The organism is Saccharopolyspora phatthalungensis (assembly GCF_014203395.1).
Lineage (GTDB): Bacteria > Actinomycetota > Actinomycetes > Mycobacteriales > Pseudonocardiaceae > Saccharopolyspora > Saccharopolyspora phatthalungensis.
Genome location: NZ_JACHIW010000001.1, coordinates 1780724 through 1797838, shown reverse-complemented (window position 1 = coordinate 1797838; position 17115 = coordinate 1780724). Strand labels below are relative to the sequence as shown.

Genomic DNA, 17115 nt, shown 5'->3' with positions numbered 1-17115 from the left:
GGCAGCCGAACATGCAGCAGATCATGGAACAGGCGCAGAAGATGCAGCAGCAGCTGATGACTGCGCAGCAGGAGCTCGCCGCCGCGGAGGTCACCGGGAGCGCCGGTGGCGGACTGGTCACCGCGACCGTCAGCGGTGCGGGCGAGTTGAAGGGGCTGTCGATCGACCCGAAGGCGGCCGACCCGGAGGACACCGAGACGCTGGCCGACCTGGTGGTCGCGGCGGTGCGCGACGCTAACCGCGCCGCGCAGGAGCTGCAGGCCCAGAAGATGGGCCCGCTCACCGGTGCGCTGGGCGGCGGGGACCTCGGCGGTCTCAGCCTCCCAGGCATGTGATCGCGGTCTCAATTGAAACTGCGCACCAGCCGATGTGGAGTGCAGTTTCAGTTGAAACTGCGGGGATTCCTGGAAACGAGCGATAAGTGTACGAAGGTCCGGTTCAGGATTTGATCGATGAGCTCGGCAGGTTGCCGGGCATCGGCCCGAAGAGCGCGCAGCGCATCGCCTTCCACCTGCTCGCGGCCGAGCCCGCGGACGTGACCCGGTTGCAGGAAGTCCTGCAGAAGGTCAAGGAAGGCGTGGTGTTCTGCGAGGTCTGCGGCAACGTCTCGGAGGAGACGACCTGCCGCATCTGCCGGGATACCCGGCGCGACACGACGCTGGTGTGCGTCGTCGAGGAGCCCAAGGACGTGCTGGCGGTCGAACGCACCCGCGAGTTCAAGGGGCGCTACCACGTGCTTGGCGGCGCGCTGGATCCGCTGTCCGGGGTCGGGCCGGACCAGCTGCGGGTGCGCGAGCTTCTGGCTCGGATCGGGCAGGACGAGATCACCGAGGTGATCATCGCGACCGACCCGAACACCGAGGGCGAGGCGACCGCGACCTATCTGGTGCGGATGCTGCGGGACTTCCCGGGCCTGACGGTCACCCGGCTGGCGTCCGGCCTGCCGATGGGCGGCGACCTGGAGTTCGCCGACGAGCTGACGCTCGGCCGAGCGCTCTCCGGCCGCCGCGCGATGTAGCTGCGCTTTTCGCCTGATCAGGCCCGGTGAGTGCTTCGGGGGAATAAGCCCCCGAAGCACTCACCCGCAATTACCTGCGCCCACTCTCATCCGGCGGTGTCAAACGTCGTTCACACGGAGTCAAGTCTCCGGGCATCGTCGCGGGTGGACTCGTCGTGAGAACCGGTCGCCGCAGAGGTTTGTTTCCACATTCTTTTTACCGGTTTTCCCGGGTTATCCGGTCATTCTTCCGGGGCGTCTGAATAGCCCAATAGTCTCGCCCAGATGGGTGAAGACCGAAAAAATCGGCCTAATCTTAGGAATCCCTAAGTAGTGGGATCGTAACCTCAGGTGCCCCATCGAACTTCTAACGCGAGTTAGTCTCACGGAACTCTGAGACCTGAAACACACCGAGGTGCTTCCATGAGTAGAGCTCCATCGGCTTCGCGTCGCGCGCCGAGCACGCGGCGTCGTGTTGTGGCCGCCGGCGTCGCCCTCGTCGCGACCACCTCGCTGGCCGCCGCCTGTGCGCAATCGCAGCGCGAGGCGGGCGGCGGTGCAGGCGGCACACTCACCTTCGGCGCGGCCGGTGCACCCGACCTGTTCGACCCGTTCTACGCATCCGACGGCGAGACCTTCCGGATCACCCGTCAGATCATGGAAGGCCTGGTCGGATTCAAGCCGGGTTCCGCCGACGTCGAACCGGCGCTCGCCGAGAGCTGGGAGCACACCCCGGACGGCAAGACCTGGACCTTCAAGCTCCGCCAGGGCGTGAAGTTCCACGACGACACCGACTTCAACGGCGACGCGGTGTGCAAGAACTTCCAGCGCATGTTCAACCAGACCGGCGCCGGTCAGAACAACGCGCTGTCCTACTACTGGATCGGGAGCTTCGGCGGGTTCGCCGACGGCAAGACCCCGTCGCTGTACCAGTCGTGCGAGACGCCGGACGCGGCCACCGCCGTGCTGCACCTGACCCGCGCCACCTCCAAGTTCCCCGACCTGCTCGCGCTGCCGTCGTTCAGCATGCAGTCGCCGACCGCGATGGACCGGTACCAGGCGAACAACGTGCAGGCGCAGGGCGACAGCTTCGTGTACCCGGAATACGCCAAGGCCCATCCGACCGGCACCGGCCCGTTCAAGTTCGGCTCCTACGAGGAGAGCAACGGCACCATCAAGCTGGTCCGCAACGACCAGTACTGGGGTACGAAAGCCAAGCTCAACGAGCTGATCTTCCGCATCATCCCGGATGAGACGGTCCGCAAGCAGGAGCTCGAATCCGGCGCCATCGACGGCTACGACCTGCCGAACGCCGCCGACCTCAAGGCGCTGCGCGACGCCGGGAACAACGTCCAGGTCCGCGACCCGTTCAACATCATGTACCTGGGCATCACGCAGAAGAACAATCCGGCGCTGCGGAATCTGAAGGTGCGGCAGGCGCTGGCCTATGCGGTGGACCGGGAGACGCTGGTCAAGGCCAACCTGCCGGAAGGCGCCGAGGTGGCCACCCAGTTCTACCCGAACACGGTGGACGGCTACGCCCAGGACGTCCAGCAGTACCCGCACGACCCGGCGAAGGCCCGGCAACTGCTCGCCGAGGCGGGCGCGTCGAACCTGACGGTGAACTTCTACTGGCCGACCGAGGTCACCCGGCCCTACATGCCGGACCCCCAGGGCATCTACAACGCCCTCGCCGAGGACCTGCGCGACGCCGGTATCACCGTCAACCCGGTGAGCAAGCCGTGGAACGGCGGCTACATCGACGACGTGGACAACGCCAGGGCGGACATCTTCCTGCTCGGCTGGACCGGTGACTTCAACTCGCCGGACAACTTCATCGGCATCTTCTTCGGCACGCCGACCAACCGCTTCTACACCGCCGCTTCGCCGTGGGGCGAAGAGCTGGCGGCCCAGCTGCGAGCCGCCGACGGCGAGCCGGACGAGACCAAACGCAACCAGATGTACCAAGACATCAACCGGAAGTTGCTGTCGGAGTACCTGCCCGCGGTGCCGCTGTCGCACTCGCCACCGGCGATCGTGACCAGCTCGAAGGTCCACGGGCTGCAGCCCTCGCCGTTGAACGCCGAGGAGTTCGCGTCGGTGAGCGTCTCGGGGCAGTGAATTGACCACGCCGGCGATTTCACTGGAAATCGACGCGCTGATTTTCAGTGAAATCGCCGGCCACCAAACGGGGGTTTCGTGCTGCGCTATACGATCCGGCGACTCGCGCAGCTGGCGCTGGTCGTCGTTGTGCTGTCGATGCTGCTGTTCGCCTGGCTGCGGATGTTGCCCGGCGGTCCGGTTTCGGCGCTGCTGGGTGACCGCGCCACGCCCGAAGCACGGGCCAGGCTGGAAGCCGATCTCGGCCTGGACCAGCCGATCTTCGTGCAGTACTGGCGTTTCCTGGCACGCGCGGTCACCGGCGACTTCGGGACGTCGACCGGCGTGCAGCGCGGTTCGCCGGCGTTGGAGGTATTCCTGACCCGGTTTCCGGCCACGCTGGAGCTGTCGATCCTGGCGCTGCTGCTGGCGGTCGTCGTGGGCATCCCGCTCGGGTACTTGGCCGCCCGCAAACGCGGCAGCTGGCTGGACAACCTGAGCATCACCTGGTCGCTGATCGGTGTTGCCGTGCCGGTGTTCTTCCTGGCGTTCCTGCTGAAGTTCGTGTTCGCTATCGAGCTGGGCGTGCTGCCCGCCTCCGGTCGCCAGGACACCGGGCTGGACGCGACCCGGGTGACCGGCTTCTACATCCTGGACGGGCTCCTGACCCGTGAATTCGACGCCGCGTGGAACTCGTTCGTGCACCTGATTCTGCCGGCGATCGCGCTGTCCACCATCCCGTTCGCGGTGATCTTCCGGATCACCCGGGCCGCGGTGCTGGATGTGATGGACGAGGACTACGTGCGCACCGCGCGGGCGAAAGGCTTGGCGGGCATGGTGATCCGGCGTCGGCACATCCTGCACAACGCGATGCTGCCGGTGGTGACCACGATCGGCCTGCAGACCGGCGCGCTGCTCGCCGGGGCAGTGCTGACCGAGCGAGTGTTCAACATCGCCGGGATCGGCCAGGCCGTGGCGATCGGGTTCCAGCGCAAGGACTTTCCGGTGCTTCAAGTGGTGATCCTGGCCTCCGCGATGGTGTACGTGCTGGTCAACCTGATCGTCGACCTCTCGTACGCGTTGATCGACCCACGACTGCGGACACGGTGAGGTCATGGTGCTGAAAACGCAGCGCAAGGAGCGGATCGACGAACTCGCGGGGACCGCGTCGGACGCCGGGGTGAGCCTGGCCGCGTCGGCGTGGCGGCGATTGAAGCGCAACCCGGTGTTCGTCGTCGGCGCGTTGATCATCGCCGCGTTCGTGCTGCTGGCGCTGCTAGCTCCGGTCCTGGCTCCGCACGATGGCGCGCAACGCCTGCTGGAACAGCAGGTCTCCCGCGCGGAGAACACGATCCCCCCGCCGCAGCCGGGTTTTCCGCTCGGCGGCGACCAGTACGGCCGCGATCTGTTCTCCCGGCTGCTGCTGGGCTCTCAGCAGACGCTGCTGGTCGCGGTGCTGGCCACCGTGATCGGGCTCGGCGGCGGACTGGTGCTGGGCATCCTGGCCGGCGCCTTCGGCGGTTGGGTGGACTCGGTGGTCATGCGGATCGCCGACGTGATGCTGTCCGTGCCGTCCCTGCTGCTGGCGGTGTCGATCGGCGCGTTGTTCGCGCAGCAGACGCAGTTCACCGTGATCCTGGCGGTGGCGATCGTGCAGGTGCCGGTCTTCGGACGGCTGCTGCGCGGCACGATGCTGGCGCAACGCGCCAGCGACCACGTGCTGGCGGCGCGGGCGCTGGGGGTGAAGGAGAGCGCGATCGTGTTCCGGCACATGCTGCCGAACGCGCTCGGGCCGGTCATCGTGCAGGCCACGCTGGTGCTGGCAGTGGCGATCATCGACGCGGCGGCGCTGTCCTTCCTGGGGCTGGGCGCGGCCGACGATTCGGTGCCGGAATGGGGGCAGATGCTCGGCGGCGCGCAGAACATCATCGACTCGCACCCGCAGCTGGCGTTCTGGCCGGCTGGCTGCATCATCCTGGTCGCGCTCGGGTTCACGCTGGTCGGCGAATCGCTGCGGGACGCGCTCGATCCGAAGCGTCGGCGCTGACGGAGGGAACCCATGGCACTGCTGGAAGTTCGCGACCTCTCGGTGGTCTTCGCGCGCAAGGGCGAGCCGCCGGTGACCGCCGTGGACGGCATCTCCTTCGACGTCGAGCCGGGCCGCACCGTCGGTCTGGTCGGCGAGTCCGGCTGCGGCAAGTCGGTCACCTCGCTGGCGATCATGGGCCTGCTGCCGAGCACCGGTGCGGAGGTGTCCGGCTCGGTCACCTTCGACGGCACCGATCTGCTCCGGCTGCCCCGGCGGGACCTCGACCAGCGCCGCGGCCGCGACCTGAGCATGGTGTTCCAGGATCCGCTGACGTCGCTGAACCCGGTGGTGCCGATCGGCTTGCAGGTGTCGGAGGTCATCGAGCGGCACCGCGGCCTGCCGCGCAAGGCCGCCATGCCGGCGGCGGAGGACCTGCTGCGGCGGGTGGGGATCCCGGACCCGGGGCGGCGGCTGAAGGAGTATCCGCACCAGCTCTCCGGCGGCATGCGGCAGCGCGCGCTGATCGCGATGGCGCTGGCCTGCAAGCCGCGGCTGCTCATCGCCGACGAGCCGACCACCGCGCTGGATGTGACGATCCAGGCGCAGATCCTGCGGCTGCTGGCGGAACTGGTCGTCGAGACCGAGACCGCGCTGATCATGATCACGCACGACCTGGGCGTGGTGGCAGGGCTGTGCGACGAGGTGAACGTGCTGTACGCGGGCCGGGTGGTGGAACGGGCGCTGCGGCACGAGTTGTTCGCGCACCCGCGACATCCCTACACGGCGGGCCTGCTGGCGTCGATCCCGCGGCTGGATTCGCCGCGCGGGCAACGGTTGTCGCCGATCAAGGGCTCGATCACCGACAACATCCCGTGGGACACCGGGTGCGCGTTCTGCCCGCGCTGCCCGAACGCGTTGGAGGTCTGCGAACAGCAGACCCCGGACGTGAGCATCGACACGGGGGCGCGGCTGTTGCGCTGCCACAACCCAGTGCGCGAGACGATGTCGACTTCGATGGAGGCGTCATGAGCGACCCTTCGCGCGTGCGTGAAGAATTCGGATCGCACCGGTACGGCCGTTCACGACCCGCGCTATGGCCAAGCTGGCCGGTTTGCCAGCACGACCTCGTGGAGCGGTCATGACGGAAACGCCGGAGAACACGGAAGCTGCGGCGAATTCGGCCACTGGTGACGTACTGGTCGAGATCGATCAGATCGCGGTGCACTTCCCGATCAAGCGCGGCATGGTGCTGGACCGCACGGTCGGCTATGTGTACGCAGTGGACGGGGTGTCGTTGCGGATCGAGCGCGGCGAAACCTACGGCCTGGTCGGGGAATCCGGTTGCGGCAAGTCCACGCTGGGACGCGCCGTGCTGCGGCTGGAGAAACCCACCGCGGGCAAGGTGCTCTTCGACGGGGTCGACCTCGCCGGGATGAAGGGCGAGCCCTTGCGCCGGATGCGCCGCCGGATGCAAATGGTCTTCCAGGACCCGCTGTCCTCTTTGGACCCCCGGCAGTCCGTGCGGTCGCTGCTGGTCGAGGGCATGCGAGCGCACGGGATGGACACCGACCGGGCGGCCACCGACACTCGGCTGCGCGAGTTGCTGTCGGCCGTGGGCCTGCCGTCGACGTCGCTGCGTAAGTACCCGCACGAATTCTCCGGCGGGCAGCGGCAGCGCATCGGCATCGCCCGAGCGCTGTCGGTGGGGCCGGACCTGGTGGTGGCCGACGAACCGGTGTCCGCGCTGGACGTATCGGTGCAGGCCCAGGTGCTGAACCTGGTGGAGGACCTGCAGTCCGAGTTCGGGTTGACCTACCTGGTGATCGCGCACGACCTGGCGGTGGTGCGGCACATCGCGGACCGGGTCGGGGTGATGTACCTCGGCGGCCTCGTGGAAGAGTCCACATCGGACGAACTGTACGAAGAACCGCTGCACCCTTACTCGAAGGCGTTGCTCTCGGCGGTTCCGGTGCCCGATCCGGCCGTAGAGGACGAGCGGGAGCAAATCCTGCTCTCCGGCGACCTGCCGTCGCCGGCCGCTCCGCCGTCAGGATGCCGTTTTCACACCCGATGCCCGTGGCGGCAACCGGCCCGGTGCGACACGGAGCGTCCCGAGCTGCGCGAGCTCAAACCGGGGCATCGCGTGGCGTGCCACTACGCCGAGGACATTCGCGACGGCCTTCTGAAACCGCACGAAGCCCACCCCGCCGGCGACTTCAAGGGAAATCAACCCGTCGATTTCCCTTGAAATCGCGCGTTGTCCACCGCGGCCGGGGCCCGACCCCATAGGTTCAACGGGACCGGTGGTGACTGTGGAACGGAGGCAGTGAGTGAGGTACAGCAGCGCGCCGCGATGCTCCGCATGCGAGCACCGAGCGATCCTGGAGCGGGAGACCGCCGATCGCCTGGTGTTGGAGTCCGGCGGAGTCCTGGTGACCTACGACTGCCCCGAAGGCAACGGCGTGCACCTCTGCAGTCCCGACTTCGAACGCGGCAATTCCCCCCTCAGCTGACCACGCCGCAAGGGTCCCGAATTCAGGCAAATTCCCCAAATTTAGGCAAAATCGGAAGCCTGTGCGCCCCGGCAAGCTCCCCAGTTCCTGGGAAGTTCGGGGCGGGTTCGGCGAGTCCGGGCTACTTGGGGGCGTGGTCCTGGGCCCAGCGGCAGATGGCCGCTACCTCATCCGCGTGGGCCGGCAGGGTGTCGTCGACGATGCCGACGATCGGAAGGTGGGCTTCGCGTTCTACATCGTCCCTGCGCCGCACGAAGCCCTTCTCGTGCACACCAGTGCTGCCCGGTCCCGGGGTTCCTTCCGCGAGATGGCCGGTGGTGCGCGCATAGCGCGCGAGCACGCGGGGCTTGCGCAAGTCCCGGTCCGCGCCGTTCCAGTGCTGGCTGAGCGGGAAGATGGCGGACAGCGCGTCCCACCAGCCCTCCGTCGCGAGCACCAGACCGGGGTGGCGGCGACGCAGTTCGTCGGCCAGTCGCCGGTAACCGTCGATGACCTCGTACCGCGGGTCGTTGAACCAGTAGCCCAAGGTGTCCAGGAAGGCCGCGTCGACGCCGAAGTCCCGCGCCATCGCCGAGATCGACTCCACCAGGTGGGCGCGGAACTCCGGCTCGCCCGGGTTGAGGAAGACCTGATCGCCTTCGCCCACCCGGTCGCCGTCCCAATCCGGCCGGTTCAGCAGTTCCACGTAGCGGTTGGTGTCGTTGCGCAACACCGACTTTTCCCACGTCGGGTACTGCGTCACGTTCGCGCCGTGCCCGCCGAACATCGGCATCAGCCGCACGCCCAGCTGCCGCGCCGTATGCGCTAGCGCGGCGAAACCCTCGGCGCCGCCCAGATCTTCGCCGGGGCGGTACTGCGGATAGGCGTGGTAATAGCGGCCTTCCCAGCCCGGCAGGTAGGCGAGCACCCGGTGCGGTTCGATGTGCTGCCCGACGAACCGCAACGCCTCCGCCATCTGCGCGAACGTGTTGAACACGTAGCCAGTCCAGTGCTGGCCGTGCAGCGTCACCACCAGTGCGGTCTGGCGCAGCCAGTCCGGCACGTCTTTGCGGGACGACCACGGCACCAGGTTGTGCGCACCTTCCACGAAGGACAGGTGCTCGTCCAGGTCCGCGTCGGCGCTGTGCTCGGTGGCGCCCAGGCGCAGCCGGATCGACGGCACCTGGCAGGTGGTCGAGCGCGCCGAGGCGGAGGGGACGTGCACCAGCTCGGCGATCGGACCCGGCGCGTAGGCGGGGTGGTGGAGGTGCAGGATCTTGCGCCGCACCAGCGGATCGCGAACGCTGAGCACCAACCCGTTGGGCTCGTCGCCGGCGGCCACCCACGGCGTCGCCCAGTCCGGACCGGGGTATTCGAGCTGGAACCGCTGGCCGTTGACGCCGTGCGCCCAGCTGCGCCCGGTGTTCGGGGTCCACCAACCGGCCCTGAGCTGCTCCGGCGGCAGGCCCCGGAGCAGCAACTTCACCGCCTTCACGGGCTCGTCGTGGCGCACCGTTATCGACCATTCCAGCGCGCCGACCCTGCGGGTTACCTCGACGTCCACCTCACCGGCCTCGACCGGCCGCTGCTGCCCGAGCCGGGCGTACCGGTCGGCGTGCACGTGCACCCGGTCGCCCTCGCGCACGTGCGCGCGATCGACGTCGATGCCGTAGCCGTTGTCCGTGGTGAATACCTGCAGTGCCCATTCCACCCCGGAGGCACCGGGGGTGGGGAAGTAGGGGTCGCGGGGATCGAAACTCAGGTCGGTGTCGATGAGGGCCACGATGCCGCCTCCGGTTCCTCCTAGGCGCCGCGCGAGGCGTGGACCGCGGCCTGGTCGAGCAGCGCGGCGAGGTCATCGGCTTCGTCGGCGGTGAAGATGAGCGTCTCGCCAGGCGGCAGCACCACTGCGACCCGATCGCCCACCACCAGCACCGTAACGATGCCCGCAAACCCCGGTGTCGTGCACGGGATTCGCCAGCGGAGCATCTCGGTCGGGTCCTCGGTCGGCCACATGTCCACCTCAACACTGGTGCGTTTTAGGTGCCTGACTGAACCTTCTGCGCCGCCCCGCATCAAGTCCGGTAAACCGAACGGGTGGCGTCGCGACGAGCAGTCAGCGGTGATTCGTGCGGTGCGCGGCGGCGTCGAATGATCCCGCCTGCGTGAACACCTCGCACCGTAAGGCCCCCGGGTTTGCCGCCTGAGCCCCGGCTCGAACGACCAACGAGAAGGATCGAGGGGGAGTGGCCGGAGCCCCGACGTGTTCCCCCGTCATCCGACCGCTCCCCCTGACCCTGTGTTCCCCAGGGGCGTCGCCTGGCGTCCCGCGACGAACACCATCGTGCCGACCTGGAGGAACGCGCAGTACCGTCTTTGGTCGAGTGTGTTCACCGGTCCGGACGCTGTTCATCGGACCAGTGCACTACAGATCGTGGCGTAGGTCACCGCTCGGGTGGCTCCGGGGCGCCGTCCGCGCGGGCGGCAAAACCGTATTCGTGCCCCGCGACCTGGTATAGCTCGGCGTAGCGGGCCAGCCGGTCGCGGTCCAGCAGGACCCCGATGCCCGGACCGTCCGGCACCCGCAGCCGCCCGTCGCGGTAGGGCAGCGGGCCGCCCTCGACCACGTCATCGGAGAGCAGTTGGCCGTAGGACTGGTTGGCGCAGCGGAAACCCGGCGTGGCCGCGATCAGGTGCGCCGCGGCATAAGTCGCCACACCGAGTTCGCCGAGGCTCTGCTTGACCACGGGGATGCCCGCGGCCTCGCAGATCCCGGCCGAGCGCTTCATGTTCAGCAGGCTGCCGTCGAGCACGTTGTCCACCGAGATCGCGTCGGCCGCGCCCTGCCGGATCACGTCCAGCTGGTCGTATCGCGTCCGCGACGCCTCGTCGGCCAGCAGCGGGACCCCCGAGCGGGCGCGCAACAGGGCCATCTCCGGCACGTTGTGGCGGGGAACGGGTTGCTCGGCGAACTCGATGTCGTAGGGCTCCAGCGAGCGCAGCGCCCGCAGCGCCGTTGGCGGTGACCACGATTCGTTGGCGTCTACCCGCAGTGACGGCCCGCTGCCGATGCCGTCGCGGATTGCGGCGACGCGCTGGACGTCGGTGGCCGGTTCCGTGGCGCCCACCTTGACGTAGAAGGTCTTGAATCCGGCCGCCGCGCCGCGCGCGGCCTGTTCCCGCATCCACTCGGGCGTGCCCTGCGGCACGTAGTGCAGGTATTCGACGTCCTCGCGCAGCGGGCCGCCGAAGATGTTGACCAGCGGCTGGCCGCAGGCCTTGCCGATGATGTCCCAGCAGGCCATGTCGATGGCGGCCATCGCGGGACTGGTGGTGCTCACGTGGTGCCAGGTGCTCACGATGTCGATCAGCTTCGCGATGCGCTCGGTGTGGAACGGATCCTCGCCGATGGCGAACCGCTCAATCGAACGCAGCACGGCGAGCACGATGTCGGCCGACGGGTACGCCGGGGCCTCGCCGAGGCCGGTGATCCCTTCGTCGGTGTCGATCTCGATCAGCACGCTGACCAGGCCGCGGCGACTGCCGTAGGCCCATTGTTCGTCGTTCTGGAACGGCACGGCGACCGGAATGCTACGGATGCCGATTATGCGCAAAATGCCCTCCCCCCAGGGCATCGTGAGCCGCGGTGGTCGCTAGGACGACCGTGCACGGTCACGACTATTGTGTGGATACGGTCACATCAACCGCTGCGCTTTGCCACAGATGCGCACCCGTTGTCCGGTTGTCAACGCGGCCTACCCCGGGACACATCCGTACCCTGTCCGGTGGCCGGTCGTAGCCGACGACCGCACGACGCGTTCTCGGACCGAAACGGACGTTCATGATCGAGTGGCTGGACACCATCCCACCCGGGGTGATCTACCTGGTGGTCGGATTGATCATTGGGTTGGAAAGTGTGGGCATCCCATTACCCGGTGAGATCATGCTCGTCAGCGCCGGGGTGGCGGCGTCGCAGGGGGTGGTCAACCCGGTGCTGCTCGGCGCGATCGCCGCAAGCGGCGCGATCGCCGGCGATTCGATCGGCTACGCGATCGGCAAGCGCTACGGCCGCACGCTGCTTGGCTGGCTTGGCCGCAAGATGCCGAAGCACTTCGGGCCGCGCCCGGTGCGGCAGGCCGAGCGGGCGTTCGACCGCTGGGGCGCGTGGGCGGTGTTCGGCGGCCGGTTCGTGGCGCTGCTGCGCATCCTCGCCGGGCCGCTGGCGGGCATCCTCGGCATGAAATACCGCAAGTTCCTGCTGGCGAACGCGACAGGCGGCATCGCCTGGGCGGGCACGGTGACGACGCTGTCCTACGTCTTCGGCCTGGTGGCCGGGCAGTGGTTCCACCGGTTCTCGTGGGTGGCACTGCTCGTCACGGTCGTCCTCGGCTGGCTGATCGTGCACGTGGTGCGCCGCCGGGCGGAGCGCGCCGAAGAGGCGGGCGAAGCCGATCAGCCGGAGGGAGCCGATCAGCCGGAGGAAGCCGAATCCGAGTCGGCCGAGCCCGAAACCGACGCTCCAGTGCGCTGACCCCTGGAACCGGTTTTCGAGGTGACTTGCGATGTCAATGGAAACCGGCGCGCGGCAACGGCCCGTTCGTCTCGGTAGGCGAGTGAACGGGCCGTTCGCGTCCGCCCTCAGCGGTTGGCGCGGTTCACCGCGGAAACCACCGCACGCAACATGGCGGTGATCGTCGAGGTGTCGACACCGGCGCCCCAGAAGATCTCGTCGCCCACCGCGCACTCCAGGTAGGCCGCGGCGCGCGCGTCATCACCAGCGGTGAGCGCGTGCTCGTGGTAGTCCATGACGCGCACGTCGTAGCCGATGCTGCTCAGCGCGTCGACGAAGGCCGAGACCGGGCCGTTGCCGACACCGGTAATCTCCTGCTCCTCGCCGTCCACGACCACGGTCGCGGTGATGGTCTCGTTGCCGTTCTCCCCGGCGGCCCGCTGCCGGACGAGCTTCAGCGGCGTCGTGGCCTCCAGGTACTCCCCGGAGAACGCCGTCCACATCTCGGCCGGGCTGACCTCGCCGCCCTCGGAGTCGGTGTGCGCCTGCACCACCTTGGAGAACTCGATCTGCAGCTTGCGCGGCAGGTCCAGCTGGTGCTCGGACTTCATCACGTAGGCGACGCCGCCCTTGCCGGACTGCGAGTTGACCCGGATCACGGCCTCGTAGGAGCGGCCGACGTCCTTCGGGTCGATCGGCAGGTACGGGACCTCCCACGGGTACTCGTCCACCGGCGTCCCGGCCCGGTTCGCCGCGTCGCGCAGCGCGTCCAGGCCCTTGTTGATGGCGTCCTGGTGGCTGCCGGAGAAGGCGGTGTAGACCAGCTCGCCGCCCCACGGGTGCCGCTCCGGCACCGGCAGCTGGTTGCAGTGCTCGACGGTGCGCTTGACGTAGTCGATGTCGGAGAAGTCGATCTGCGGGTCGATGCCCTGGCTGAACAGGTTCATGCCCAGCGCGACCAGGTCGACGTTGCCGGTGCGCTCGCCGTTGCCGAACAGGCAGCCCTCGATGCGGTCCGCGCCGGCCTGGTAGCCCAGCTCGGCGGCGGCGATCCCGGTGCCGCGGTCGTTGTGCGGGTGCAGCGACAGGATCACCGAGTCGCGCCGGGACAGGTTCCGGTGCATCCACTCGATGGAGTCGGCGTAGACGTTCGGGGTAGCCATCTCGACGGTGGCCGGCAGGTTCAAGATCACCGGCCGCTGCGGGCTGGGCTGCCAGATCTCGGTGACCGCGTCGCACACCTCGGCGGCGTAGGACAGCTCGGTGCCGGTGTAGGACTCCGGGGAGTACTGGAAGCGGAAGTCCGTGTCGGAGTACTTGCCGGCCAGCTCCAGGGTCATCTCGGCGGCCATCGTGGCGATCTTCTTGATGCCCTCGCGCTCCTCCCGGAACACCACGCGGCGCTGCAGGATCGACGTCGAGTTGTAGATGTGCACGATCGCTCGCGGCGCGCCCTCCAGCGACTGGAAGGTCCGCTCGATCAGCTCCGGGCGGCTCTGGGTGAGCACCTGGATGCGGACGTCATCGGGGATCGCGTCATCTTCGATGATCTCCCGGACGAAGTCGAAGTCGGTCTGGCTGGCGGCCGGGAAGCCAACCTCGATCTCCTTGAAGCCCATCTGCACGAGCAGGTCGAACATGCGGCGCTTGCGGGCGGGCGACATCGGGTCGATCAACGCCTGGTTGCCGTCGCGCAGGTCGACTGCGCACCACAGCGGGGCCCTGGTGATCCGCTGGTCCGGCCAGGTCCGGTCGGGCAGCGATACGTCCTCCACCAGTTCGTGGAACGGACGATAGCGGTGGTACGGCATGGCGCTGCCCAGCTGCGTGTTCCACGGTTGCTGATCGGCGGGCGCGGGCCGGGACGGCTTGCGCACCTTGCCGGCGAACGGGGCCTGGGCATCGGGGGAGTTGGTGGTCATGCGAGTGATTCTCCTGCTCGGTTATCGGGCTTGTACCGACGACCGGCGCGTTCGAACCCCGCGACGAGGGGCCGGCCTAAGAGACCCCGTCGCGGCGGCGAAGCAGGAGCTCGCGAGCCACGGGCCAAGGCTAACCGCAAAGGCAACCCGAAATGCAAGCACCCCATCCAGATGGTGGGACGGAACACGTGGTGATCTGTTGCTGACTCGGTCGGTCCGGGCTGGCAGAGTGAGTGGCCGGCGCGAGGAAAGGATCGATCGGATGGCGGCGAAAACTGGACGGTCCGGGGTCGCGACGCTGATCAACGGCGCGGGTTTCCTGCTCGCCGTGCTGCTGGTGCTGCATATCGTGTTCGTGCTGACCGGCTTCGCCGCGGAGAACGGGCTGGCGCAGTCGGTGGCGCAGGCCGCCGAGCCGCTGGTGTTGTTCTTCCCCGGCCTGGTCCACGCGAAAAGCGAGGTGTTGCAGGTGCTCCTCGACTACGGCCTGGCAGCGGCCTTCTGGGTGCTGTTGTGCGGGGTGCTGGCTCGCGTGTTCGGCTGACCGCACCGACCGTGCCACACTGGAGATCGTGACGGAGGACGTCAGCACAAGCGCGCACGAGGGCGGCATGCGCCGTGCTGACCTGCGGCGGGTGCGAGCCCGCGTGGTCGGCGTGCTTATCACCGCGGTCCGGTGGGGTGGGACGGCGTGTGCCGCGCTGCTCGCGATCCACGTGGTACTCACCGTCGGCGGCGCCAATCCGGACAACGGCATCACCCGGTTCATGGCGAAGTGGGCGGATCCGCTGGCGCTGGGTTTCCAGGACTTATTCACGCCGGACGACCCGAAGCTCGCGGTACTGCTCAACTACGGCATTGCGGCGCTGTTCTGGCTGATCGCCACGTCGATGGCCGCCAAGATCCTCCGCGCCATCGCCTAAAGGTCCACTCTGGATGCGTTGGGGCAGGCTGCCGGAAACCGTCTGCGGCTCGCGCAATCGGTGTGTCTTCACCCGACTTTCCGTTAGCTGCCAACGCATTCCGGTGGCCGATACGTGGCGGCAACCCGGGAGGGCGCGCTCCTCGAACGTGCTGAGAATCGCAGCTCTGAACGACGATGTTGGGGCACGAGATCGGGATGTGATCGAACGCAAGGTGTGACGCCGGTGGCGTTCGGGGGTGCGACGGTGGTCGCCACGCGACAATCGAGTCCAGATCCCAATGCCGCTCGGCGTGGAGCGCGTGTCCCCGGTCACCGAAAGGGATGTGCGTGTGACGACCGAAGCGCTCCCCAGGCTTTTGCTGCCGTCCTGGCTGCTGCGGATGCTGCGCCCGATGCCGATCCCGGCCGACTGGACGCGCGCGTGCGCGGCCAGCGTCGCGGTCGGCGCCCCGCAAGTCGTCGGCCTGCTCACCGGCCGGATGGACGAGGCGGTGCTCGCCTCGGTCGGCGCGCTGTGCGCCAGCTTCTCGGACCTGACCGGCTCGTACCGCTACCGCCTGCGCCGGGTGGGGCTGGCCGCGATCCTCGGCGCGCTCGGGTTCGCGGCCGGGGCTGCCGCGGCGGGCCCGTGGTGGGCCGCGGCGGTGGTGCTCGCGGTTTCGGTGCCGTCGGTCCTGTCCAGCAGGATGGGTGACCTGTGGTCGTCCGGCGGCGCGCACATGCTGACGTTCTGCGTGGTGGCGACCGGGCAGAAGTCGGTGTCGTTATCGCTGGGCGCGCAAGTCTGGTGGTTCTTCGTGGGTGAATTCCTGCTGCTCGCGATGGTCGCCGCCACCTGGCCGTTTCACGGCACGGCCCCGGCCCGCGGCGCGGTCGCGGCGATCTTCGAGGCCACGCTGCGCATGTTCGACGGCGAATCTCCGATCACCGCGCGGCAGAACCTGACGAAAGCGCTCGACAACGCGCACGATGTCCTCGTGGGCGACGGTTCGATGGCGCGCAGCCGCGTGCGCGACCGCCTTTACCTCGTCTACACGTTCGCCACGCCGATCGTCGAAGCCTCGGTTTCCTTGGCGCACGCAGGAAAGCAGCCGCCCGACCGGGCTCGCGAAGCGCTGCGCACGTTGGCGCGTTGCATGCGGACCGGTGATGTCCCGCCGCCGTACCAGCCCGGCGCCGACGAGTCGCAACTGGTACGCGCCCTCGACCAAGGCATCGCCGAGCTGATCACCGCGTTCCGGCGCGCGGAACTCCCCCAGCCTTCCGGTGAACAGCACGAGCGCCTCCAGCTTTCGTTCGGCCGATCCACCTGGGCGCAGGTGTGCCGGATGGTGCTGTGCCTGGCGCTCGCGGAAGGAATCGGGCTGGTCGCGGGCCTGGACGAGCCTTACTGGATCGCCCTGACCGTCGCGTTGGTGCTCAAACCGAACTCCGGCTCGGTCTTTGCCCGCACCGTGCTGCGCGCGCTCGGCTCGGTCATAGGCGTGCTCATCGCGCTGGCGCTGCTCATGCTCGTGCCGACCGGCTGGTGGCTGCTGCCGTTCGTCGTCGCGCTAGCCGCCAAACTGCCCACCGCGCTCAGTCGCCACTACGGCCTGTTCAGCGCGGTTGTGACGGCGTTGGTCCTGTTGCAGATGAGCCAGAGCGAGCACTTCCTCTCCACGGTCCGGCTCATCGACACGATCGTCGGCTGCGCGATCGTCCTTGTCGTCGGCTTCTTGCTGCGGCCGCTGAACCGTGGCCCGGCGCTGCCGAGCAGATTCGCCGACGCGGTGGATGCGGTCTCGGAGTACGTGTCCAGGTCGCTGGCCGGAGTCCGCCACGGCCGCTCGGCCCTGCGCCGCCGCACCTACCGGCAGCTTGCGGACCTCCGAGCGGCCCTCCAGCACCAGCTGATGGACCCCACGGCAGCGGCGCAGGCCGAACGGTGGTGGCCAACGATCATCGTGCTGGAACGGGTGGTCGACGCGGCCACCGAGAAGGCGGTCCTCGACGGCCCCCAAGACCTCCAGGAAGCCCAACGCCTGGTGTCGGCCATGCGCACGATGACCCGTCAACTTCGCACCACCCGGGTATCGCCATCCGAACTGCGGGGCGAGTTGGAGCGGATCTACGCCGATGTCGCCGGGCCCTGAGTGCT

General features: G+C 68.3%; 16 protein-coding genes. 12 read left to right on the top strand and 4 right to left on the bottom strand.

The genetic code is table 11. The features are described from left to right. Positions 1–11 precede the first annotated feature (11 nt). The 8 genes from BJ970_RS07975 to BJ970_RS07940 all read left to right on the top strand — a co-directional run bounded on the left by BJ970_RS07975 (position 12) and on the right by BJ970_RS07940 (position 7639). On the top strand, positions 12–335 hold the full coding sequence (locus tag BJ970_RS07975; protein ID WP_221467649.1) for a YbaB/EbfC family nucleoid-associated protein: 324 nt from the start codon (positions 12–14) through the stop codon (positions 333–335). Between the two features lie 86 nt (positions 336–421). Continuing rightward, the gene (gene recR, locus BJ970_RS07970) at positions 422–1018 is read left to right on the top strand and encodes a recombination mediator RecR (RefSeq protein ID WP_184725515.1); all 597 of its coding nucleotides are present in this window, start codon (positions 422–424) and stop codon (positions 1016–1018) included. A gap of 402 nt (positions 1019–1420) precedes the next feature. Continuing rightward, positions 1421–3118, top strand: coding sequence for an ABC transporter substrate-binding protein (locus BJ970_RS07965; protein WP_184725513.1), 1698 nt, complete (start codon positions 1421–1423; stop codon positions 3116–3118). A gap of 78 nt (positions 3119–3196) precedes the next feature. Further along, complete coding sequence (locus tag BJ970_RS07960; RefSeq protein ID WP_184725511.1) at positions 3197–4207, top strand: ABC transporter permease; 1011 nt, start codon at positions 3197–3199, stop codon at positions 4205–4207. A gap of 4 nt (positions 4208–4211) precedes the next feature. Next, positions 4212–5144 carry an ABC transporter permease gene (locus BJ970_RS07955; RefSeq protein ID WP_184725509.1) on the top strand — a complete coding sequence of 311 codons (933 nt, stop codon included), beginning with the start codon at positions 4212–4214 and terminating at the stop codon, positions 5142–5144. A 12-nt stretch (positions 5145–5156) separates the two neighbouring features. After that, complete coding sequence (locus tag BJ970_RS07950; RefSeq protein ID WP_184725507.1) at positions 5157–6155, top strand: ABC transporter ATP-binding protein; 999 nt, start codon at positions 5157–5159, stop codon at positions 6153–6155. Positions 6156–6264: 109 nt separating this feature from the next. Next, a complete protein-coding gene (locus tag BJ970_RS07945; protein WP_184725505.1) occupies positions 6265–7374 on the top strand; it encodes an ABC transporter ATP-binding protein in 1110 nt (369 codons plus the stop codon). Between the two features lie 82 nt (positions 7375–7456). Beyond that, the gene (locus tag BJ970_RS07940; RefSeq protein ID WP_184725503.1) at positions 7457–7639 is read left to right on the top strand and encodes a hypothetical protein; all 183 of its coding nucleotides are present in this window, start codon (positions 7457–7459) and stop codon (positions 7637–7639) included. Positions 7640–7760: 121 nt separating this feature from the next. Here BJ970_RS07940 and BJ970_RS07935 read toward each other — a convergent pair whose 3' ends face one another. The 3 genes from BJ970_RS07935 to BJ970_RS07925 form a co-directional block, all read right to left on the bottom strand. Beyond that, a complete protein-coding gene (locus BJ970_RS07935; RefSeq protein WP_184725501.1) occupies positions 7761–9401 on the bottom strand; it encodes a hypothetical protein in 1641 nt (546 codons plus the stop codon). A gap of 20 nt (positions 9402–9421) precedes the next feature. After that, positions 9422–9634: a hypothetical protein gene (locus BJ970_RS07930; protein ID WP_246470763.1), complete on the bottom strand. Its 213-nt coding sequence runs from the start codon at positions 9632–9634 to the stop codon at positions 9422–9424. A 428-nt stretch (positions 9635–10062) separates the two neighbouring features. After that, positions 10063–11196, bottom strand: coding sequence for a mandelate racemase/muconate lactonizing enzyme family protein (locus BJ970_RS07925; protein ID WP_312864156.1), 1134 nt, complete (start codon positions 11194–11196; stop codon positions 10063–10065). Positions 11197–11459: 263 nt separating this feature from the next. On the opposite strand from BJ970_RS07925, the gene BJ970_RS07920 reads away from it, so the two are divergent. Further along, positions 11460–12149, top strand: a complete 690-nt coding sequence (locus BJ970_RS07920) for a DedA family protein (protein WP_184725496.1) — start codon at positions 11460–11462, stop codon at positions 12147–12149. A gap of 107 nt (positions 12150–12256) precedes the next feature. Here BJ970_RS07920 and leuA read toward each other — a convergent pair whose 3' ends face one another. Next, entirely contained in the window at positions 12257–14050 is a 1794-nt protein-coding gene (gene leuA, locus BJ970_RS07915) for a 2-isopropylmalate synthase (protein WP_184725494.1), read from the bottom strand. A gap of 262 nt (positions 14051–14312) precedes the next feature. Here leuA and BJ970_RS07910 point away from each other — a divergent pair, with 262 nt between their 5' ends. From BJ970_RS07910 to BJ970_RS07900, 3 genes are all read left to right on the top strand, one after another. Continuing rightward, positions 14313–14594: a hypothetical protein gene (locus BJ970_RS07910; RefSeq protein WP_184725492.1), complete on the top strand. Its 282-nt coding sequence runs from the start codon at positions 14313–14315 to the stop codon at positions 14592–14594. A gap of 28 nt (positions 14595–14622) precedes the next feature. Next, positions 14623–14973 carry a hypothetical protein gene (locus BJ970_RS07905; protein WP_184725490.1) on the top strand — a complete coding sequence of 117 codons (351 nt, stop codon included), beginning with the start codon at positions 14623–14625 and terminating at the stop codon, positions 14971–14973. Positions 14974–15304: 331 nt separating this feature from the next. Beyond that, complete coding sequence (locus tag BJ970_RS07900; protein ID WP_184725488.1) at positions 15305–17110, top strand: FUSC family protein; 1806 nt, start codon at positions 15305–15307, stop codon at positions 17108–17110. Positions 17111–17115 lie beyond the last annotated feature (5 nt).